The organism is Aeromonas sp. s11 (assembly GCF_040907945.1).
GTDB lineage: Bacteria > Pseudomonadota > Gammaproteobacteria > Enterobacterales > Aeromonadaceae > Aeromonas > Aeromonas veronii.
The window spans coordinates 15,350-35,676 of the sequence record NZ_JBFOCU010000056.1; the positions used below are offsets into that span (position 1 = coordinate 15,350).

Below are 20,327 nucleotides of genomic sequence, written 5' to 3' on the forward strand. Positions count from 1 at the left end.
GAAGGTGGGCGCTGCAGGATGAAAAAGAGGCTGGCCGATGATTGTCGCCCGAATGGCATTGGCGTAGACTCCACGCCGTTCACTTTATGGGTATGGAAAAAATGGATCTGATCCTCTTTGCAATCGACTTTATCCTGCACGTTGACGTGCATTTGAAAGAGCTGTTCGAGAACTATGGCGTCTGGGTTTACGCCATCCTGTTTCTGATCATCTTCTGTGAAACCGGGTTGGTAGTGACGCCGTTCCTGCCGGGTGACTCCCTGCTGTTTGCCGCCGGTGCGCTTACCGTGGGCAGCGTGCTGGACGTCCATACCCTGGCGGCCGTGCTGATCATCGCTGCCGTGCTGGGCAACGTGGTCAACTACACCATTGGTCACTTCTTCGGCGAGCAGCTGTTCCGCAACCCGGACTCCAAAATCTTCCGCCGGGATTATCTGGAGAAGACCCACGCCTTCTATGCCAAGCATGGTGGCAAGACCATCATCATCACCCGCTTCCTGCCTATCGTGCGTACCTTTGCGCCGTTCGTGGCAGGGATGGGGGCCATGACCTATCCGCGCTTCCTGGCGTTCAACCTGGTTGGCGGTCTGCTGTGGGTACTCTCCTTCGTCTATGCCGGCCACTTCTTTGGCAATCTGCCGGTGGTGCGTCACAACTTTACCCTGCTGATCTTCGGCATCATCGGTATCTCCCTGTTGCCCATGGTAATTGGCGCGGTCAAGGCCAAGATGAGCACTGCCAGGGCGTAACCAGAAATACGGTCAGCCAGAACGAGAAGGGGGGGGGAGCCNGCCATCATGGCTCCCCCCCCCTTTTTATCTCCACACGGCCATGATACTCAGTTGCAGCAGCGCCCTTTCACCAGATTGCCGATGGCCACCACGGTGAAGACCAACAGGTAAGCGGCGAAGATGACGACCAGCCACTGGGGCATGGAGTAACCGAGGAACTGCCAGGTGATCTGGGCACAATCCCCTTCCGGCATAAAGAGCCAGGGGAGCCACTGATCGAGCGGAGCCCAGCTCGGGAAGTCGGCAAACGGGCTGCAGACGTTGAAAGGGGAGGGGTTGACCTGATAGTCCACATGCTTGAGGGCCAGCTGGAAGCCGCGGAAGGCACTGTAGCCCCACAGCAACATGGCACTCCAGCGAACATACCACTTATCCGGCGCCACCATGCCGAGCAGACCGGCGGCCAGCACACCCAGGGTCGCCAACCGTTCGTAAACACACATCACGCACGGGGAGAGGCCCAGCACATGCTGGAAGAAGAGGGCGCACAACTCGAGGAACAGGGCTGATGCTGCCAACAGACCCCAGGCCAGCCGATGGGCGGCGATACGGCGGAGAAACTCGATCATCTCATTGATCTCTCAGAAAAAACAGTGGCTGAATTAGAGCAGAGCGGGGCAGAAAAGAAAAGGGCCCTGAAAGGGCCCTCGGAAACCATCGCAATGGATTAATGCAGCGCCGGCTGTACCGCTGGCAGCGCACTCTCCATCACCAGCCATCCATGCTGATAGAACCATTCGGTGGCAGGGCCAAGCAGCAATTCGACAGAGAAAAAGCCGACCAGCCCCAGCACCAGGGTGTAGGGCAGCGCCATCCAGACCATGCGGCCATAGGAGAGGCGCAGCAGCGGCGCCAATGCCGAGGTGAGCATAAACAGGAAGGCGGCCTGACCATTGGGGGTGGCGACTGACGGCAGATTGGTACCTGTGTTGATGGCTACCGCCAGTAGATCGAACTGGGCGCGGTCGATGGCGCCATTGAGCAGAGCAGTCTTCACCTCATTGATGTAGACGGTGCCGACAAAGACGTTGTCACTGACCATGGAGAGGAGACCGTTGGCTACATAGAAAAGCGCCAATTGTTGCTCTTGTTCCGCCGAAAGAACCCACTGGATCACCGGCTTGAACAACTGCTGATCGATGATGACGGCGACCACGCTGAAAAACACAGCCAGCAGGGCGGTAAAGGGCAGCGCCTCTTCAAAGGCCTTGCCCAGAGCATGCTCTTCGGTAATTCCGGTGAACGAGGTTGCCAGCACGATGACCGAGAGGCCAATCAATCCTACCGCTGCAAGATGCAGAGCCAGGCCGACGATCAACCAGATGGCGATCAGAGCCTGTACCATCAGCTTGGCCTTGTCCTGCTGGGTGCGTTTGGCATTCTCATGCAGGTTGTACTCCTCCATGATGGCGCGCACCGACTCCGGCAATTTGGCTCCATAACCGAACCATCCCATCTTCTCGACCAGCACACAGGTAAGCAAACCGCAAATAAAGACGGGGAGCGAGACGGGGGACATACGAATGGCAAACTCGCCAAAGTGCCAGCCAGCCTGCTCGCCGATGATGAGGTTTTGCGGCTCGCCCACCAGGGTGCAGACACCACCCAGCGCGGTACCGATGGCGGCATGCATCATCAGGCTGCGCAGGAAGGCGCGGAACTGCTCGAGAGCCTGATAGTGGTCTTCCTTTACTTCCTGATCATGGGTGTGGTCATGTGCATGTCCAAATCCCTTGCCGGACGAGACCTTGTGATAGATGGCATAGAAACCGGTGGCAACGCTGATCACCACGGCAATGACCGTCAGTGCATCGAGAAAAGCTGACAGGAAGGCGGAGACCAGACAGAAGGAGAGGGAGAGCAGGATCTTGGAGCGTACGCCGATCAGCAGCTTGGTGAAGACATAGAGCAGCAACTGCTTCATGAAATAGATGCCTGCCACCATGAACACCAGCAGCAGCAGCACTTCGATATTGGCGACCAGCTCGTGCTTGACCTGATCGGCGGAGGTCATGCCGATCAACACGGCTTCGATCGCGAGCAGACCGCCCGGTTGCAGGGGGTAGCACTTGAGGGCCATGGCCAGGGTGAAGATAAATTCAACGACCAGTAACCAGCCTGCAATGAAAGGATCAAGGTGGAAGGCGATCGGATTGATCACCAGAAATAGCAAAATGGCGTTTTTGTACCACTGTGGTGCATTGCCCAAGAAGTTCTTGGCGAATGCCTGCCCTAGGCTTATTGGCATGATAATGGGTCTCAACTTTGTTGTTAGGATCTGCTTCTATGCAGTCAAGGATGATTCGACCTGTGCCTCCGGATGTTGGCCTTTATCTGTCTGATTCCTCGTGATTTTAATCAAAAAGCGTGACGATTATAAATGATAGCCGATGGATCTCTGCCCATGTGTCTGTTTTATAACCACCTTGTCGGGGTTGGCCGGCTCCCTCGTGGCGATTAGATACATATTCCCGACACTATATTTGCCATATGTGAGCAGAGGACTGACCTTATGCTTGCCAGCCATCATCGCTTTGATATCATTCGTCAGCCTTTTTACGCATTACAACAGAGTCAATTCATGGTTATAAAAGCGCAGAGCCCAGCTGGGTTTGCCGAGGAATACATCATCGAGTCCATCTGGAACAATCGCTTTCCTCCCGGATCTATTCTGCCCGCCGAGCGTGAATTATCCGAGTTGATCGGGGTGACGCGGACGACCTTGCGCGAAGTGCTGCAGCGACTGGCCCGTGATGGCTGGTTGACCATACAGCATGGCAAGCCGACCAAGGTGAACAATTTCTGGGAAACCTCCGGCCTCAATATTCTGGAGACGTTGGCTCGTCTGGATCAGGACAAGGTACCTGATCTGATAGCTCAGCTGCTCTCCGCCCGAACCCACATCTGCACCATCTTTATCCGCGGGGCGATCCGTCACAATCCGGAACATGCCGCCGAGATCCTGCGTGGTGCCGATGGGGTCGAGAACAACGCACAGGCTTACGCCGAGTTCGATTATCGCCTGCACCACCAGCTGGCGTTTGCTTCCGGCAATCCGATATACGCTTTGATCCTGAACGGTTTCAAAGGGTTGTACAGCCGGGTCGGCAGCTACTACTTCTCCGACAAGCAGGCCCGCGAGACCGCAGATGCCTACTACAAGACCCTGCTCAATCTGGCGGAGACCAAGAACCACGAAGCCGTTTTCATGACGGTGCGTCAGTACGGTATCGAGTCCGGCAAGCTGTGGACTCGCCTGCGTCAGGACATGCCAAGCGATCTGTGCGACAACTGATCCCTTGTCTGTGCTGTCCAAGAAACGCGCCATCCGGCGCGTTTTTTTATTCTGCCGAGTTTGTGTCTATCCTTGATTGGCGGTGGTAATTGCTTGAACTGCATGGATATTTGGCCAAAAAGCTTGATCCAGCGCAAATGAACCCTGCATTTATCACTTTGGTGGCATAGGACCCAACCGCTGATTGAGGTCAAATGGAGTCATCAAGAGCGGAGCCAATATCCGCCAGAAGGAACACACCTTTCACCGGATGAAGGACACAACAATGAGTCTTCTTGAACACACCATCTGGACAGTACTGGGATATGGGGCCATGCCCTTTATCTTTCTGAGCGGATTCGTAGCGGTGGCAGTGACCTGTTGCATGCTGCTGAACGCGTTCGGGGTACAGTCCGCCGAGAAGTGAGTCGCTTCTCCATGCCGCCAAATGCCAGTCTTCGGACTGGCATTTGTTTTTTGTGTCTTTTAAAGCACTTATCCCGGCAGGGAAGGGGAAATCTTTGGTCAGGATGGTCGAACCTGCCGCCGATTTTGATTACACTGGCGCCCGTATTTCCCACTCACCCTTCTCTTATCAGGTGTTCAAGGTTTTCTATGGCTCTCAAGGCAACTGTATTCAAGGCCCAGATCAGTTTGTCTGATATGGATCGCAATCTGTATCAGGACTTCTCCCTCACGCTGGCGCGCCACCCCTCCGAAACCGATGAGCGGATGATGATCCGGCTGGCGGCCTTTGCCTGGCACGCTGCCGAGCGACTGGAATTCACCAAGGGATTGAGCGCCGATGATGAACCCGAGCTCTGGTGCAAGAACTACTCGGACGAAATAGAGCTCTGGATCGAGCTGGGCCAACCCGATGAAAAACGGCTCAAAAAAGCCTGCAACCGCGCCCGTCAGGTGGTGCTCTATCTCTACGGCGGTCGTGGTACAGCCGTCTGGTGGAAGCAGAACCAGGGCAAGCTGAGCCAGCATGAAAACCTCAGTATCATCGAACTCTCCGACAGCCAGACTCTGCCGCTTACCGCCATGGTCGAGCGCACCATGCAGCTCACCTGCACTATTTCCGATGGTCAGCTTTGGGTCAGTAACGGCGCACTGGAAGTGACGCTGGATCCGGTGGTACTGATGGGCAAACCGGCCCGCGAACTGTAACGGACGCCGCCCATGTTCAGCGCCTTGCTCAATATCGTCATCCCGGTGTTCGGTGTGGTCGGGCTCGGCGCACTCTACGGGCGATTGCGACCGGGGGCCGCCCTCGGTTACGTCAATAGGGCCAATATCGAACTGTTTACCCCGGCGCTGGTCTTCTCCGCGCTGGTCAAGTATCCGCTGGCGCTGGCGGAGCATATGCCGCTGATTGCGGCGGGGGCGCTGGTTATTTTGTTACCAGGTCTGCTGCTCGCGCTGCTCAAACTCCAAGGAATTGAGCGGGCAGCGCTGATCTTGCCCGCCATGTTCAGAAATACCGGCAATCTTGGTATCCCCTTGATGGTGCTGGCGTTTGGCGAGCAGCAACTGGGGGCCATCGTGATCCTTTTTGTGCTCTCCAATCTGCTGCACTTCTCTGTCGGCATGTTTATCCTCTCGGCCAATACCTCCCGCTGGCTATGGCTGCGCAGCCCTGTGTTGTGGGCCGCGCTGGCCGGTTTGCTGGTGGCCAACCTGCACATTACGCTGCCGGAATATGTGGTGACCACGGCCTCGCTGCTCGGCCAGATCTCGGTGCCCCTGATGCTCTTTGCGCTGGGTATTCGCCTGATGGAGGGAGAACTCGATCACCTTGGCCTCGCGCTCAAGTGCAACCTGCTCTATCTGCTGGCGGGGGGATTGTCGCTGCTGCTGGCGATCTGGCTGTTGCCGCTCAAGACGGAGTGGATCCCGCTGTTGATGTTGTCGGTTTCCTTGCCCCCTGCGGTGTTGAATTACATGCTCTGCGAGCAGTATCACTGTCAGCCGGACAAGGTGGCCAGTATCGTGCTCGGCGGCAATGCCCTCTCTGTGGTGGTGATCCCGCTGGCGGTCTGGTTGGCACTTCATCTGCCCGGCTAAGTCAGATAGCATCGCTGGTCAATTGCTTGATCGAACCGAGTCACAGTCGTTCGCATCTCATCCTTGCAGGGGAAAGTTAGCCTATCAGGATCAGCAAGCTCTTCCATGCCATTTCTGTCCATTATTGCCTCCGTGATACATCTGTCGTCCCCCTATCCGGCCCTGAGCCCCGGGCCTGGCGGCGACAGCTATAGTATGAAAAAGAGCTGACTGACACTGTTTAACCAATGCCAGTGAGGGAAACCGGATGGGCACAAGTGAGCAATCTGATCCTGTGGGGCAGGCAAAATCGCGTTATGACCCGGCATTGCCTACCGGTTATGACTGGCGCAGACACCGCCGTTTTATCCTCAGTGGCGGTGGTTACAAGGCAGAATGCAGCCGTCGCAACTGGTTTTTGGAGTTGCTCAACCCGGTGCCCTATGTGGTAGTGCGCGACATAGCCATCGGCGGCATCGGTATTCTGGGGGCCATACGGTTGAAAGAGGGGGATGAGCTGGTGATTGCCATTCCCTCTGGCGAGAAACTGCGCGGTCTGGTCGTGAGATCCCAGCCAGACCCACTCTTTCCCAAACTCTATCGCACCGGTATTCGTCTGCATCGTTATCCAACGGCCGAGCTGTTTGCCCGCTGGCAAAGTTACATTCAGCCGCAAGATAAAGCGGATTTCGACCATGAGTGCCAAGTCTTGAAACAGGTACGCGGCGCGTGAGCCAGATGCCATTTCAGTGGCTGTTTTCCCCACCTTCAGCATGATTTGTCGATGGATTCCGCAGATCAGCAGGCTTGGCTGTCCCGAGTGGTTTATCTTGCTGCATGTGTTTTCATCTTCATGTTTTTATTGAATTTTATCTGTGCCTCTGAAGTCACGGAGGATACGGATCTTTTTCCCTTTTCGTGATCCCCCCCGAAGTAGTTCCCCCTGATATCCCTTAGTATCTGGCCAGCATGACTCCCTTTAGGGGGAGGATAACAAGAACAGAAAGGAACGATGGATGAGATCCGTGAGCAACCAGTGTCTGTTGATGCAGATCCAGCCGACCATCTTGCGCTTTGCCAAGATGCTGGCGAATGTGCTGCAGCTTGAGGTCGAGATTGTGGATGCTGATATGGTTCGGGTGGCTGGCACCGGGCCCTATGGCAAGTTCTTCGGACGTCAGCTGGAGGGGGATTCCCGCCTGCTGCGCTATGTGATTGATAACCAGCGGGAGAAGATCGTTACCCACACCAGCGATGATCCGGTGTGTGACGGTTGTACCTGCAAGGAGAGCTGCCGTGAGCGCGCCTTCCTCGGGGTGCCCATCATGGTGGACGAGCGCTGCATCGGCGTGATCAGTCTGGTGGCCTTCAGCGACGAGCAGCAGGCGCGCCTCAACAACAATCTGCAGGATGTGTGTGACTATGTGCGCCACATTTCCACTATCTTTGTGGCCAAGTTGCTCGATTCACGCGGGCTGTCGGACGGGGTCAACAAGGTGTTCCTTAATCTGATGACCAACATGGATCAGGGTTGCCTGCTGCTCGATGACAAGAGTCAACTGCTCTACGCCAACGAGGCGGCGCTCCATCATCTGGGTTGCCAGCAGGAACAGCTGCAGGGGCGCGAAGTGGGGATCCGCCCGCTCACCTTCTCCCAGCAGGGGCTGAGTGGTCATCTCCAGCACATCATCACCTTTGAGGGGCGTCAGGAGCTGATCATCGGTCAATTGCACCATGTGCAGGGTCAGCAGCTCTTTCTGATGGCGTTTCACCAGTCCCACTCTGGTCAGGTTCAGGAGCCGGATCCGGATGTGCGGATCGATCAGCTCATCGGCGAGAGCAAGCCGATGCGCACCCTCAAACGACTGCTGCACCGCATCGCCCAGAGTCCCTCCAGCGTGCTGATTTGTGGCGAGAGCGGCACCGGTAAAGAGGTGGTGGCCCGCGCCGTCCATCGCCTGAGTCCGCGGCAGGATAAACCCTTTATCGCCATCAACTGTGCTGCCATTCCCGAACAACTGCTGGAGAGCGAGCTGTTTGGCTATGTGAAGGGCTCCTTTACTGGCGCCTCCAGCGGCGGCAAGCAGGGCCTTATTCAGGCGGCCCATCAGGGCACCCTGTTCCTTGACGAGATTGGCGACATGCCGCTCACCATGCAGGCCAAGCTGCTGCGGGTGCTGGAGCTGCGGGAGGTGACCCCCATCGGGGCCAGCCGACCGGTGCCGGTGGATATTCGCATCATCGCCGCCACTCACCAGCATCTCGATCAATACATCGCCGAGGGGAAGTTTCGTGAAGATCTCTACTATCGCATCAACGTCATCCCCCTCAACCTGCCGCCGCTGCGGGAGCGGGAAGGGGACGTGGAGCTGCTAACCCACTACTTCCTCAACCTGCACACCAGCCGGATCGGTATCGTCTATCCCGGTCTGGCGCCCGAGGTGATGGCGCTGCTCAAGGGGTATCGCTGGCCGGGCAACGTGCGCGAGCTCAGCAACCTCATCGAATATCTAGTCAACGTCAGCCAGGCGGGCGAAGTGATTGACGCCAGTCTGCTGCCCCCCAACATCATCCGCAATCAGGAGCCTCATCGTGTCACCGCCCAGTCGATCCCGGTGACCAACCTGGATGCGGCGTTCAATGTGGCTGCCACCGCTCCGCTCGCCGCCACGCCGGAGAAGCTGCCTGAAACCGTTCCGGGTGAGAGCGGCCTTGAGAGCATGGAAAAACAGATGATTGAAGAGACCCTGCAGCGGCTTGGCAACAAAAAACTGGCCGCACAGGCGCTGGGGATCGGGATTGCCACCCTCTATCGCAAGATAAAGAAGTACGAGATTGCCGTGCAGAGCTGAGGCGCTGGCGGCATCTATCCGGCCCGTGTCGTTTATCGGATGGCACGGGTTTTTTATGGGAACAAGGTTCTGCGCCATTGCCCGGTCGGTGATGAACAGATTGGCGGGGAAGGGGGGCGGACAGAATGCAAAAAGCCCGCTCGATGAGCGGGCTTTTTTAATCTGGTGCGTCCTAGTGGATTCGAACCACCGACCCCCACCATGTCAAGGTGATGCTCTAACCAGCTGAGCTAAGGACGCAGGGTGCGCAATGCGGCTTTTATTTCTTTATGCAGAAGTGGTGGGTTTAATTGGATTCGAACCAACGACCCCTACCATGTCAAGGTAGTGCTCTAACCAACTGAGCTATAAACCCACATCTGGAATATCTGCAAAGTTTTGAGACTGAATGGTGCGTCCTAGTGGATTCGAACCACCGACCCCCACCATGTCAAGGTGATGCTCTAACCAGCTGAGCTAAGGACGCATAATCAGTGTTCTGTAATGGTGCGTCCTAGTGGATTCGAACCACCGACCCCCACCATGTCAAGGTGGTGCTCTAACCAGCTGAGCTAAGGACGCATCACAGAAAAAGTGGTGGGTTTAATTGGATTCGAACCAACGACCCCTACCATGTCAAGGTAGTGCTCTAACCAACTGAGCTATAAACCCACTTTCTATCACTTCACTACGCCAGCTCTGCTGACGTGGTCGGCATACTACCCATGCCCCCCAAGGCTGTCAACAGGCCATATGCACAAAGGAGACTGTTTGCCCAGTTCTTGCGCAGCCTGTTGATTTTGCAGGCGAGTTGTCGCTTGCCAAGCCCTGTTACTGAGATCGCGACAGGGTAGTGCAGGCTTCCGGAGTGGCAAAGCGGCCATAGATGTAGCGCAATCTCGCCCCCAGCATCAGGGCCGCACTGGTGAGGCCGACGATAAAGCCGATCCAGAAACCCTGCGGCCCCATCCGCGGCACCAGCCAGTCGGTCAGACCCAGGATCATGCCGGTGGGCAGCCCCAGTCCCCAGTAGGCGACGATGGTGACGTAGAAGATCGCCTGGGTATCCTTGTAACCGCGCAGTGCGGCGGCCGCGACCACCTGCACCGAGTCGGAGATTTGATAGATGGCGGCGAAGAACAGCAAGATGGCCGCCAGGACGATCACCTGCTGATCATCGGTATAGATGGAGGCGATCTGCTCGCGCAGTAGCACCGTCATGGCGGCAGTGGCAGCGGCAATGGCCATCCCCAGCATCAAGCCGGTGCGAGCTGCCACCCGAGCGTGATGGGGTTGCCCTTCACCGATACTGTGGCCGACCCGGATGGTGACACCCACCCCGATGGAGAGGGGTAGCATAAAGACCAGGCTGGAGAAGTTCAGCGCAATCTGGTGGCTCGCCACAGTCTCGGCACCGAAAGGAGCCAGCATCAGGGCCACCACGGTAAACAGGGTCACCTCGCAGAAGATCGCCATGGCGATGGGGAAGCCCAAGCGGAACAAGCGCCAGATCCGGCTGCCGTTGGGGCGAGCCAGCTGGGAGAAGAGCCGGATCTCGGTGAAGTGACGGGAGAGCTTCACATAGAGGATCATCGCCAGCAGCATGGCCCACAGCACAATGGCAGTAGCCACGCCACAGCCCACCCCGCCCAGTTTCGGCATGCCGAAGTGGCCGTGAATGAAGATGTAGTTGGCGGGAATATTGACCGCCAGCCCGACAAAGCCGATCACCATGGTAGGCATGGTGTGGGAGAGCCCCTCACTGAAGTTGCGCAGCACCTGGAACATCACGAACGCGGGAAGGCCCCACAGGATGGCGTGTAGATAACCAGTGGTCTTGGCCGCCATCACCGGCTCCACATCCATGAACTGCAACGCCAGCGGGCTGTAATAGAGCGCAATCATCGCCAGCGGGGTGACGATCAGTGCCAGCCAGAAGCCCTGATGGACGGCCGGGCGAATTGCCTCCCGTTTACGGGCGCCATTGAGCTGGGAGACGATGGGGGTCAGCGCCATGATGATCCCCTGCACCAGCAGGATCACCGGTAGCCAGAAGCTGGACGCCACCGACACGGCGGCCAGATCGACCGCACTCACCTGACCCGCCATCACGGTATCGACGAAGTTCATGGCGACCTGGGCCACCTGGGCGACCAGAATGGGGCTGGCTAGACGGACGAGCTGCTTCGCCTCGGACCAATAACGTTGCACTGACACCTCCGAGTGGATCAGATAAGAGTAAAAAAGAGCGGAAATCGGGAAGAGCCTTTGCACTTTCGGACGAAAGTGCAAAGGGTGGGGGAGGCATTCTAGCCTGAAATTCAGCCAGGACGAAATAGTTGCCGCCCCAGGGGCAGGATCAGGCGTCTTCGTGATCGCTGATCAGCAGGTTGGCAGCGGCATAGGCGGCCTGTTCACGCAGTTCGGCGGGCACCCGCTCATCGGCAGCGACCGCGTTGAGGGCGCGGATAGCGGCGGCGATGGCCTTCGGCACATAGCCCTGCTCGCCGGAGCCAATCTGGTTATAGGCGATACGGATCGCTTCACAGCACTCATAAACCATCATGATTTGCTTCCTTGAAAGTAAAAAGGCGAGCAAATATAGCGGTTTTGCTCCCATTTTGTCAGTCTCGCGGTTGTAATTTGCGGCAAGCCCGTTAGTTTAATTACCCCCTTTTCCTGTTTCGGCCTCTTTGATGCTGCTCTCTTCGCGCAACTCACTGGCGATCTTTCTGACGCTGTTTGCACTTCTCGCTCTGACGCTTAAGGATAGCGCGGACAAATATCTGGTACTCCATGGCTACTCCGTGATGGAGATGGTCTGGTTTCGCTTCTTTGTTCCTTTCCTCGGTCTGCTGCTGTTGTTGCCAAGGCGCACCATGTCGGCGCTGCTGGCGGTGGATCGCTGGCTATTGTTGCGCTCGCTGCTGTTTCTGGTCTGTGCGCTGGTCTCGGTGATTGCGCAGGCCCATGTGCCACTCAACGTCTACACCATCATCTGCCAGCTTGGTTCGCTGGCCTTCGTGGTGGCGGGTGTGATCTTTTTCAGGGAGCGTCTGACCCGGGCTAAGGTGGCGGCCGTGCTGCTGGGGTTGTTTGGCGTGCTGGTGGTGACCCATCCTGACGGGGGCGACGCGAACCTCTACTATCTGCTGCCACTGGTCATTGTACTGGCCAACACCGGCTACAACCTCATCACCAAGCTGGTGGACCCACGTCTGACCACCCTCGATATCCTGATCGTCACCTGCTTCATGCTGGGGATGGTGGCAATGGTCGCACTCTGCTGGCAGCCTGCACTGTGGCGCTTCCCTGGGCTTGCCGACTGGCCCTATCTGCTGGCGCTACCGGTGGTGACCCTGCTCTCCCAATATTGCCTTATCAAGGCGATGCAGTATGCGCAGGCCTCTACTCTGGCGCCCTTCTTCTATTTCCAGATCTTTTTTTCTACCCTCTGCGGCTATCTGATGTTTGGTGAAATGCCGACCCTCAGTAGTATGGCGGGGTGTCTGCTCATCGTGCTGGCTGGCATAGTGGTCATCCATTCCCAGCGCCGGGCTCGTGTGCTGGCGCGGTCTGAGGCAGCGGAGCAGGTGTGACAGTTTGTACGAAACGAATTGTGTAAAAACGGATTATGTAAAAGAAGCGGCCACAGGCCGCGATAAAAAACAGAGCGTGTTACCAGAAACAAAGAGGTGATGATGTTTACCGGAATTGTGCAAGGTGTGGCCGAGCTGGTCGCCATCGAAGAGCAACCCAACTTCCGTACCCATGTGATCCGCATGCCAAGCCCGGCGTGGGGGGAAGGGTTGGCCCTCGGTGCCTCGGTGGCTCACAACGGCTGCTGTTTGACCGTCACTCGGGTCGAGGGTGAGCTGGTCAGCTTCGATCTGATGCAGGAGACCCTGCGTCTCACCAACCTCGGCCTGTTGCAGGTGGGGGACAGGGTCAATGTGGAGCGGGCTGCCCGCTTTGGCGACGAGATCGGCGGTCATGCCATGTCTGGCCATATCATCGGCATGGCAGAGGTTACCTCGGTGATCGACACACCCAACAACCGTCAGGTGTGGTATCGCCTTGCTCCCGAGCTGATGAAATATGTGCTGACCAAGGGATACATCGGCATCGACGGTATCAGTCTGACCATAGGTGAGGTGCGCGAGCGGGAATTCTGCGTCCACCTGATCCCCGAGACACTGGCCCGCACCAACCTGGGTTGGGTCAAGGCTGGCTGGCAGACCAATATCGAGATCGATCCACAGACCCAGGCCATCGTCGATACGGTGGAGCGGGTACTGGCGGCGCGCGGGGGTCACTGAAAGGAAACGGCTCGGTGTCAATCCCCTCATAAGCAAGGGCCTGCAGTGTGCAGGCCCTTGTTATTTATATGGTGAAAATATCCACTCAACTTTTTATGACTCGCAGTCACAACATCTGCTCAGCTCTTTGCGACTTGCAGGCACAGCACCTGCTCGGCTTTTTGTGACTCGCAATCAAAACAGTTGCTCGTCGTCTGCATCCACAAACAACTGCAAACAGTCGCGGGCTTCGTCGCGGTGAAGCCGCAGGTGGATCGGATTGCAACAGGCCATGCAATCTTCGTAAAACTCCTGATCACCCTGGCTGGCATCCAGCTCGACCCGGGTATGGTGACCGCAGTGGGGGCAGACGATGCGCTTGCTGGTGTACTCGATCATGATAACCTCCTCGGGCCCTGGGGCCGCCTATCTACCCTGATTCTAGTCGGGCTGCAGGGGGTTAACCGCGAGCAAACGCACGTTTATGACAGAGATCAAGCCTGAGCGATGGCAAGGTGCAACCGGTTGGACTGGTCGTGTGCGAGAGGAACAATCTGGTTGAGAATGACAGGTGAAAAGAGGGAAATTGCCAACGGTTGTTTGGCAATCACAGGGGGCTGGAGCCCCCTGCGGGTATGAGAACGCGAGCGCAACAAGGCCGGGATAGGCGCTATTTGACCCAGCTGGCCAACATGTCGGCATTGAGCTCGGCCAGCGAGCTCAGCTGGTAGTTGGCGATGGCCAAGCGTGGGTTACCCACTAAAGCGGGGTCCGGCACGATCAGCGCTGTCATGGAGGCCGCCTTGGCCGCCAGCAGGCCGGTAAAACTATCTTCGATGGCCAGACAGTGTACCGGTTCCACCCCCAGCTTTTCGGCGGCGTGGATGTAGACATCCGGGTGCGGTTTGCCGAAACGCTCTACTTCAGCGGAGTGAACCGCCATAAAGCGATCGCGAATGCCAAGTTTGCCGAGCACCGCTTCTACCATCGCAAAGGGGGAGGAGGTGGCCAGACCCACTTTCAGGCCGCGCGCTTCGATAAGGTCGAGCGCCTCCAGCACGCCGGCTTTGGCCTGACCTTCGGAGAGGATCAGGGCGTTGACCCGATCCAGAATGCGCTGTACCACCTCCTCCTGGCTCGGGCCGCTCCACGGGCGCAGGCGATACCAGTGGGCAACCAGCTGATCGATGCGCACGCCGATGGTCGATTCGCAATCCTCTACCGTGTGGGGGTGACCCAGTTCGGAGAAAACGGCGATTTGGGCCCGTTGCCAAAAGGGTTCCGAGTCGATCAGAACACCATCCATATCGAAGATCACGGCAGCTAACATCTTGTACTCCTGACAAATTTGAAGAGTGGATTATAAGCCTGACGGGGAAATGCAAAAGGGGCATTGCCATGCCCCTTGCGCCCGATCACATCGGCAAACGTTTGTTTTGCTATGGCAAAAAAGCCCTTAGAACAGTACATCGACCTTGGCGGCCACGGCTTTGGCTTTCTCTACCGCATCCTGGCAATCCGCTGCGCGGGCCAGCGCCACGCCAAGACGGCGGCGACCGGCGATCTCCGGCTTGCCAAATAGCCGCAGCTGGGCACCCGGCACCAGCGCCAATGCCTCATCAATCCCCTGATAGCGGATATTCTGGCTGTGCCCTTCGCGCAGTACCACGGCAGAGGCGCTCGGCCCGTACTGGGTGATGGTGCCGACCGGCAGCCCCAGAATGGCGCGCACGTGCAGGGCGAACTCGGAGAGATCCTGAGAAATCAGGGTCACCATGCCGGTATCGTGGGGGCGGGGGGAGACTTCGCTGAACCACACTTCATCCCCCTTGATGAAGAGTTCGACCCCGAACAGGCCGTAACCGCCGAGGGCCTCGACCACCTTGGCCGCTACCTCTTTGGAGCGGGCCAGCGCCAGCTCGCTCATCACCTGTGGCTGCCAGGATTCGCGGTAGTCGCCATCTTCCTGCCGGTGGCCGATAGGGTCGCAGAAGTGAATGCCATCGACGGCGCGTACCGTGAGCAGGGTGATCTCGTACTCGAAGGGGACGAAGCCCTCGACGATCACCTTGCCACGACCGGCGCGGCCGCCTTCCTGGGCGTAGGTCCAGCTCTCATCGAGCTTGGCGAGATCGCGCAGCACGCTCTGTCCCTTGCCGGACGAGCTCATCACAGGTTTCACCACGCAGGGCAGGCCGATAGCCTCGACGGAGGCGACAAACTCCTCTTTGCTTTGGGCAAAACGGTAGGGTGAGGTGGGCAGACCCAGGGTCTCGGCTGCGAGGCGGCGGATCCCTTCCCGGTTCATGGTGAGCTGGGTAGCGCGGGCGTTGGGCACTACCTTGACCCCTTCTTGCTCAAGGGCAGCCAGGGTATCGGTGGCAATCGCTTCAATCTCGGGGATGATGAGGTCGGGTTTAACCTCGGCAACCAGGGCACGCAGGGCGTTGCCATCGAGCATGTCCAGTACGTGGGCTGCGTGGGCCACCTGCATGGCGGGGGCATTGGGGTAGCGGTCGGCGGCGATCACTTCGATCCCGAAGCGTTGCAGCTCGATGGCGACCTCCTTGCCAAGTTCGCCGGAGCCCAGCAGCAGGGCACGGGTGGCGCCGGGGCGGGTTGCGGTTCCAAACATACGATCTCTCCTGATGTCGATGGTCATTGTTGATGATCGCTATCGCACTAATAGCGGACAAAAAAAGAGGCACGCATGGCGTACCTCAGGAAACGGGTTTGTGAGCGCGCTGCTCCAGATGGGTCAGCAAGGTAATGGCGCCAATGATGATGGCGGCGCCAAGCCACAGACGGCCGGGGGGCGCCCAGCCAAATACCAGCCAGCCCGCCAGCACGTTCATCGGCAGCTTGGCAAAATCGAAAGGCTGCACGAAGGAGGCCTCCGCCACGCTGTAAGCGCGCGCGATGGACATCTGGGCCAGCGCCGTCAGCACTCCGGAAGCGGCTACCAGCAGCCACTGGCTCTCGCTTGGCCACTGCCATTCCGGCAGGGCCAGCATGACGTTGAACGGGGTACTGAAAATAAGCAGATACACCACAATGGTGTGGGATGATTCGTTGGCCGCCTGATAGCGCACCATCAGGGAGTAACCTGCCCAGAATAGCGCCGCCGCCACCGGCAGCAGGGAGGCCCAGTTGAATTCGTCAGTCCAGGGGGCGAGGATCAACATGGCGCCGGCAAAGCCCGCCAGGGTGGCCAGAATGCGGGCGCGGCTCACCTGCTCCTTGAGCAGCAGGGCGGAGCCCAGGGTGGCAAACAGCGGTGAGGTCATCAGCAGGGCGATCCCCTGCCAGATGGGGACGGGGTACGCCAGTGCCCAGAGCCAGAGCTGGATGCCGATCACCGCCAGCAATACCCGCAACAGGTGCAACCGGAACTGATTGGTCATCAGGGATTGGCGCAGGCCATGGCGAACCAGCCAGGGCAGCAGGCAGATCAGGGCGATCAGGTATTGATGGAAAGCGACCTGGGTCGATGGGAGGCCAAGCTTGAAGCTGACATACTGGCTCAGGCTGTTGACGGCGGCGAAGCAGAGTCCTGCCACCATCATCCAGACTGCACCGGCCAGAGGAGAGTGCCTGCGCGAGGGTATCATGGGATCCGGGTCGCTGGAAAAAAGTGCGGCGGATCATAACGGCAATCGTTTGTTCTGCCAAGGGTTGAAGCGCGGCCGCAAGGCTGGCTGGCGAGGAAGTGGCCTTGCATCAAAAAATTTGAACAAGTTGAGCATCTATTTTCGCTATCAGCAAATAAGCACAATGTTTAGAGTGACCTCCATCGACAGCAACGCTGTTCAACCGACAACCAAATGGAGTTTCACCATGGCCAATATCCTCGTACTCAAATCCAGCATCCTGGGTCAATATTCCCAATCCAACGCCCTGATCGACGGTTTCCTGGCTGACCATCAGGATGATGCCGTCACCGTGCGTGATCTGGCAGCACTCAACCTGCCGGTGCTGGATGGCGAGTTGGCCTCCGGCCTGCGCGGTGGTGACAACCTCAATGAACGTCAACTGGCGGTGATCGCCCAGTCCGACGAGCTGATCGCCGAACTCAAAGCGAGCGATCTGGTGGTTATTGCGGCCCCCATGTACAACTTCAACATCCCGACCCAGCTGAAAAACTGGATCGATCTGGTGGCTCGTGCTGGCGTCACCTTCCGCTACACCGAGACCGGTCCGGTGGGTATGGTTGAAAATACCCGTGCGTTGGTGATCAGCCCCCGTGGCGGCATGCACGTCGGCAGCGCCACCGATCTAGTCACCCCCTACATGCGTACCGTGCTCGGTTTCATCGGTATCAAAGAGGTGGATTTCATCTACGCAGAGGGGATGGGTATGGGCCCGGATGCCCAGAGCAAGGGGATGGAAGCGGCCAAAGCGCAGCTTGAGGCTCTGGCTATCTAAGGGCTCTCTTCTATAAGGGCTCTCTATCCCGTCAGGGGTTATCTCTTCAAGGGGTTGCCCTGCGAGATACAAGAACGCAGCCATCAGGCTGCGTTTGTTTTTTGGTTAGATATGATTGCGACAGACGTTGCTGCTACAGAGAGTATCGCGGCAAGTGGTCGGTATAGACGTTCTGACAGAGTCACTACTCCATCATAAAGCGGCGACAACCACGCACCAGCAGCAATGCCACCGCGACCAGCAGGCCAAGCAAGAGGGTGGTCAGCCACTGTTCGGTACTTTGCGGCATGTGGGGCGTGAAGAGGCTGATCATCAACAGGGTACAGAGCGTGATCAACAGGCTCTGTCGGGTCATCAATATCATGGGGTCATCCTTGGTTTGCTCACCTGAAACGATTTTAATGCCCTCTTGTGACAGGGTGATGTATCCGTGCATCACCCTGTTGGGGCTCTTCAGACCATATCAGGTTTTTACCGCAGAGCCAGCGCCATCACTGGCGCTGTGATCCCGATCCCGCTAGCTCTCTTTATCTGAACTGTTTCTGCGCTGGCTGGTAGTGAAAATCGCCGCTGGCGAGCCGCGCTTCCAGTGCAGCCTGATCGATCTCCTGCGCCTTGCAGAGATCATCCAGATCGTCATAGCGATCACGCAGCTGCATATTGACGACGCTCAGCAGCATGTTGATGTCCATGGTGGCGAACTTTTTCAAATCCATGATTATTTCTCCCGATCCAGTGATTGCAGCTGCTCAATGGCGGCGCTGACGCTGTGCAGATGCTGGCGGATCGCCTCGCGGGATTCGCTAGGCAGATAGTCGGTCAGGGTATGTTGCCAGCTGCCCGCTTCACTCTTGAGCTGCAGGAAGAGGGCGAGCCCGGCATCGGTGAGGGAGACTAGGCTGATGCGTTTGTCCTGCTCGCTGCTCTCGGTAAAGATGATCCCTTTTTCAACCAGACGGCGGATCTCGCGGGAGATGCGCACCTTGTCCATGCCGCTCGCCTCGACCAGCTCTTTCTGGCTGATGGGGTAGTTGGGGCCGAGCACCATCATCAGGCGCCACTGCGGCACGGTCAGCTGGTAACGCTGTTCATAAAACTGTTCGAAGGTATCCCGTAGCATCTCGGCGGCATGTACCAACTGATAGGGCGGGTAGTGAGCGAGTAACGCTATGATTTTTGACATATTACACCCTGCTGTGACGGCTGCATCAGATGCAGTTTCTTTTGATACTTTGACATTGATGATACGAAACTCAAGCTGATTTGTCTGACCCGGTTGCGATGAAATGTGCGGTGGCGCACGCCCTCAAGGAAAAACCGGGTCTGACCGACGGGATTTTAAGCCAACGCTGTTCAGCCTTTACGCAACCAGATGAGGGCGTTCTGCTTGAGCCAGGCCTCGCGAGTGTGGATGGCGTAGAGCGCGGCCTCGTCGCGGCTGCCCGCTTGCCAGCTTTGTGGCTCCTGTTTGGGCAGCTTGCGCTGACCCAGCAGGCAGGCCGGAATGTGCGGGTTGGCCTCGATGGCGGCCAGCAGATGGGGCTTGGCTGTCTCGGCACCCTCGGTGGCAAAGACCATCAGCGCCTTGTTATAGAGCAACCAGCTGGAGGCTTCATCAAAGCGCACCAGCAGGGCGGCCAACGCCTGCCAATCCCCTTGCAGTGCATAGAGGGTGGAGAGGTTGTAGCGGCAACCCAGCTCATCGGCCATGCAGATTGTCAGCAGCGCCAGATACTCCGCTTTGGCCTCGCCCAGCTTGCCAAGGCGCAGCAGGCAGTCGGCGCGGCCGGCTCTGGCGGCCAGCAGGGGGCGCAGTTCGGGGGCACTCCAGCCGTGACCGGCGATTTGCTGCCAGAAGGCTTCATCAAAGAGCGGAGTGGCATCAGCGATGATCTTCTCGAACCAGCCGAGGCGGGCCTGATGATCGCGGCAGCTGTCGGCCAGCTCGAACCAGGTCTGCCACTGTTGGGCCTGCTCGCCATTGAGGGCCACATCAGCGCTGGGGGCGGCCTGATACTGGTCGAGGTTGAGCAACTGGTTGAGGGCGGTTTTCATATTCTGGCGCTGGCGTTTGCAGAACTCGACAAAGGGGAGTTCGCTGGCGGCTGCGCTATAGAGCATCTGGGCCATCTGCTTGTCGCGAAACAGGCTCAGCTCGGCGGCCAGACTGAAGCGGTACTGGGTGGTCGGGTCGTTCAAATCCTTCGGCTTGGGCCAGGTGGCAAAACCCATGCTGAAGCCATAACACCATTGACCGAGGGGGTGGCTCTGTTCGAACACCTGCTCGGGGTTATCGCTGGGCAGGCGGCACTGGCTGGGCAGGGCCAGCTGGGCGTCGTCGGCTTGGGATTCCAGTTCGGCGATCAGGTGGTTGAGGGCTTCTGCGCTTTTTTCATCCAACTCGGCATCCTGTTCCAGCAGACCAGCCAGCGGGCGTTGCCAGTCAGGGCTTTCCGGCCCCACCAGACGAGCACAGAGAAAACCGTGCAGGGCCGGGTAGGTCATGTCCTGATCGCTGTGGCTCTGGATCCATTGATTAAGATGGCGGGTACGAGTGGATGGGTTCATCGACAGTTCCTCTGGATTTGAACAGCCGCGAAGTCTACCTAAAAGTGGGGTTATTTGCAGCAAATGGCCGCCTGTTTGGCGATTTAATCAC

22 protein-coding genes and 5 tRNA genes are annotated in these 20,327 nt (G+C 57.9%); 10 read left to right on the forward strand and 17 right to left on the reverse strand.

The window, feature by feature from the left end:
- Window positions 1-101 precede the first annotated feature (101 nt).
- A complete protein-coding gene (locus AB5Y84_RS15485) occupies window positions 102-749 on the forward strand; it encodes a DedA family protein (protein ID WP_040069761.1) in 648 nt (215 codons plus the stop codon).
- An 89-nt stretch (window positions 750-838) separates the two neighbouring features.
- Here AB5Y84_RS15485 and dsbB read toward each other — a convergent pair whose 3' ends face one another.
- Entirely contained in the window at window positions 839-1,360 is a 522-nt protein-coding gene (gene dsbB / locus AB5Y84_RS15490; protein WP_139429851.1) for a disulfide bond formation protein DsbB, read from the reverse strand.
- A 98-nt stretch (window positions 1,361-1,458) separates the two neighbouring features.
- On the reverse strand, window positions 1,459-3,039 hold the full coding sequence (gene nhaB / locus AB5Y84_RS15495; RefSeq protein WP_163128499.1) for a sodium/proton antiporter NhaB: 1,581 nt from the start codon (window positions 3,037-3,039) through the stop codon (window positions 1,459-1,461).
- Between the two features lie 333 nt (window positions 3,040-3,372).
- Here nhaB and fadR point away from each other — a divergent pair, with 333 nt between their 5' ends.
- The 6 genes from fadR to AB5Y84_RS15525 all read left to right on the forward strand — a co-directional run bounded on the left by fadR (window position 3,373) and on the right by AB5Y84_RS15525 (window position 8,966).
- Complete coding sequence (gene fadR, locus AB5Y84_RS15500) at window positions 3,373-4,086, forward strand: fatty acid metabolism transcriptional regulator FadR (RefSeq protein WP_368177313.1); 714 nt, start codon at window positions 3,373-3,375, stop codon at window positions 4,084-4,086.
- Window positions 4,087-4,351: 265 nt separating this feature from the next.
- Window positions 4,352-4,492 carry a TIGR02808 family protein gene (locus AB5Y84_RS15505; protein ID WP_005345965.1) on the forward strand — a complete coding sequence of 47 codons (141 nt, stop codon included), beginning with the start codon at window positions 4,352-4,354 and terminating at the stop codon, window positions 4,490-4,492.
- A 188-nt stretch (window positions 4,493-4,680) separates the two neighbouring features.
- Window positions 4,681-5,238: a YaeQ family protein gene (locus tag AB5Y84_RS15510; protein ID WP_368177314.1), complete on the forward strand. Its 558-nt coding sequence runs from the start codon at window positions 4,681-4,683 to the stop codon at window positions 5,236-5,238.
- A gap of 12 nt (window positions 5,239-5,250) precedes the next feature.
- Complete coding sequence (locus AB5Y84_RS15515) at window positions 5,251-6,135, forward strand: AEC family transporter (protein WP_368177315.1); 885 nt, start codon at window positions 5,251-5,253, stop codon at window positions 6,133-6,135.
- 247 nt (window positions 6,136-6,382) lie between these two features.
- The gene (locus tag AB5Y84_RS15520; protein ID WP_021229454.1) at window positions 6,383-6,847 is read left to right on the forward strand and encodes a hypothetical protein; all 465 of its coding nucleotides are present in this window, start codon (window positions 6,383-6,385) and stop codon (window positions 6,845-6,847) included.
- A 283-nt stretch (window positions 6,848-7,130) separates the two neighbouring features.
- Window positions 7,131-8,966: a sigma 54-interacting transcriptional regulator gene (locus AB5Y84_RS15525; protein WP_368177316.1), complete on the forward strand. Its 1,836-nt coding sequence runs from the start codon at window positions 7,131-7,133 to the stop codon at window positions 8,964-8,966.
- A 163-nt stretch (window positions 8,967-9,129) separates the two neighbouring features.
- Here the strand turns inward: AB5Y84_RS15525 and AB5Y84_RS15530 are convergent.
- From AB5Y84_RS15530 to AB5Y84_RS15560, 7 genes are all read right to left on the reverse strand, one after another.
- Window positions 9,130-9,206 (reverse strand) — tRNA-Val (locus tag AB5Y84_RS15530).
- Between the two features lie 38 nt (window positions 9,207-9,244).
- A tRNA-Val gene (locus AB5Y84_RS15535) sits at window positions 9,245-9,321 on the reverse strand.
- A 34-nt stretch (window positions 9,322-9,355) separates the two neighbouring features.
- A tRNA-Val gene (locus AB5Y84_RS15540) sits at window positions 9,356-9,432 on the reverse strand.
- An 18-nt stretch (window positions 9,433-9,450) separates the two neighbouring features.
- Window positions 9,451-9,527: transfer RNA gene (locus AB5Y84_RS15545), tRNA-Val, on the reverse strand.
- Window positions 9,528-9,540: 13 nt separating this feature from the next.
- Window positions 9,541-9,617: transfer RNA gene (locus tag AB5Y84_RS15550), tRNA-Val, on the reverse strand.
- A gap of 159 nt (window positions 9,618-9,776) precedes the next feature.
- Window positions 9,777-11,156, reverse strand: a complete 1,380-nt coding sequence (locus AB5Y84_RS15555) for an MATE family efflux transporter (RefSeq protein ID WP_040069252.1) — start codon at window positions 11,154-11,156, stop codon at window positions 9,777-9,779.
- 148 nt (window positions 11,157-11,304) lie between these two features.
- The gene (locus AB5Y84_RS15560; RefSeq protein ID WP_019445841.1) at window positions 11,305-11,511 is read right to left on the reverse strand and encodes a YaeP family protein; all 207 of its coding nucleotides are present in this window, start codon (window positions 11,509-11,511) and stop codon (window positions 11,305-11,307) included.
- Window positions 11,512-11,641: 130 nt separating this feature from the next.
- Between AB5Y84_RS15560 and AB5Y84_RS15565 the strand changes: the two genes are divergently transcribed.
- Together AB5Y84_RS15565 and AB5Y84_RS15570 are read left to right on the forward strand one after the other, a co-directional pair.
- Window positions 11,642-12,544 (forward strand): DMT family transporter, encoded by a 903-nt coding sequence (locus AB5Y84_RS15565; RefSeq protein WP_368177317.1) that lies wholly within the window; start codon window positions 11,642-11,644, stop codon window positions 12,542-12,544.
- Between the two features lie 102 nt (window positions 12,545-12,646).
- Window positions 12,647-13,264 carry a riboflavin synthase subunit alpha gene (locus AB5Y84_RS15570; RefSeq protein WP_323894762.1) on the forward strand — a complete coding sequence of 206 codons (618 nt, stop codon included), beginning with the start codon at window positions 12,647-12,649 and terminating at the stop codon, window positions 13,262-13,264.
- Between the two features lie 174 nt (window positions 13,265-13,438).
- On the opposite strand, the gene AB5Y84_RS15575 is transcribed toward AB5Y84_RS15570, so the two are convergent.
- The 4 genes from AB5Y84_RS15575 to AB5Y84_RS15590 form a co-directional block, all read right to left on the reverse strand.
- A complete protein-coding gene (locus tag AB5Y84_RS15575; protein ID WP_005336871.1) occupies window positions 13,439-13,642 on the reverse strand; it encodes a CPXCG motif-containing cysteine-rich protein in 204 nt (67 codons plus the stop codon).
- A gap of 271 nt (window positions 13,643-13,913) precedes the next feature.
- Window positions 13,914-14,573 (reverse strand): hexitol phosphatase HxpB, encoded by a 660-nt coding sequence (gene hxpB, locus AB5Y84_RS15580; protein WP_368177318.1) that lies wholly within the window; start codon window positions 14,571-14,573, stop codon window positions 13,914-13,916.
- 126 nt (window positions 14,574-14,699) lie between these two features.
- A complete protein-coding gene (gene purT, locus AB5Y84_RS15585; RefSeq protein WP_368177319.1) occupies window positions 14,700-15,878 on the reverse strand; it encodes a formate-dependent phosphoribosylglycinamide formyltransferase in 1,179 nt (392 codons plus the stop codon).
- A gap of 85 nt (window positions 15,879-15,963) precedes the next feature.
- On the reverse strand, window positions 15,964-16,854 hold the full coding sequence (locus tag AB5Y84_RS15590) for a DMT family transporter (RefSeq protein WP_100653666.1): 891 nt from the start codon (window positions 16,852-16,854) through the stop codon (window positions 15,964-15,966).
- 226 nt (window positions 16,855-17,080) lie between these two features.
- On the opposite strand from AB5Y84_RS15590, the gene AB5Y84_RS15595 reads away from it, so the two are divergent.
- Window positions 17,081-17,668 carry an FMN-dependent NADH-azoreductase gene (locus tag AB5Y84_RS15595; RefSeq protein WP_005352326.1) on the forward strand — a complete coding sequence of 196 codons (588 nt, stop codon included), beginning with the start codon at window positions 17,081-17,083 and terminating at the stop codon, window positions 17,666-17,668.
- A gap of 184 nt (window positions 17,669-17,852) precedes the next feature.
- Here AB5Y84_RS15595 and AB5Y84_RS15600 read toward each other — a convergent pair whose 3' ends face one another.
- The 4 genes from AB5Y84_RS15600 to AB5Y84_RS15615 all read right to left on the reverse strand — a co-directional run bounded on the left by AB5Y84_RS15600 (window position 17,853) and on the right by AB5Y84_RS15615 (window position 20,236).
- The gene (locus AB5Y84_RS15600) at window positions 17,853-18,032 is read right to left on the reverse strand and encodes a hypothetical protein (RefSeq protein ID WP_075115065.1); all 180 of its coding nucleotides are present in this window, start codon (window positions 18,030-18,032) and stop codon (window positions 17,853-17,855) included.
- A gap of 163 nt (window positions 18,033-18,195) precedes the next feature.
- Window positions 18,196-18,384: a DUF4250 domain-containing protein gene (locus tag AB5Y84_RS15605; RefSeq protein ID WP_019445848.1), complete on the reverse strand. Its 189-nt coding sequence runs from the start codon at window positions 18,382-18,384 to the stop codon at window positions 18,196-18,198.
- Between the two features lie 2 nt (window positions 18,385-18,386).
- Complete coding sequence (locus tag AB5Y84_RS15610) at window positions 18,387-18,851, reverse strand: MarR family winged helix-turn-helix transcriptional regulator (protein ID WP_368177320.1); 465 nt, start codon at window positions 18,849-18,851, stop codon at window positions 18,387-18,389.
- A gap of 170 nt (window positions 18,852-19,021) precedes the next feature.
- Complete coding sequence (locus AB5Y84_RS15615) at window positions 19,022-20,236, reverse strand: UPF0149 family protein (protein ID WP_368177321.1); 1,215 nt, start codon at window positions 20,234-20,236, stop codon at window positions 19,022-19,024.
- Between the last annotated feature and the right edge of the window lie 91 nt (window positions 20,237-20,327).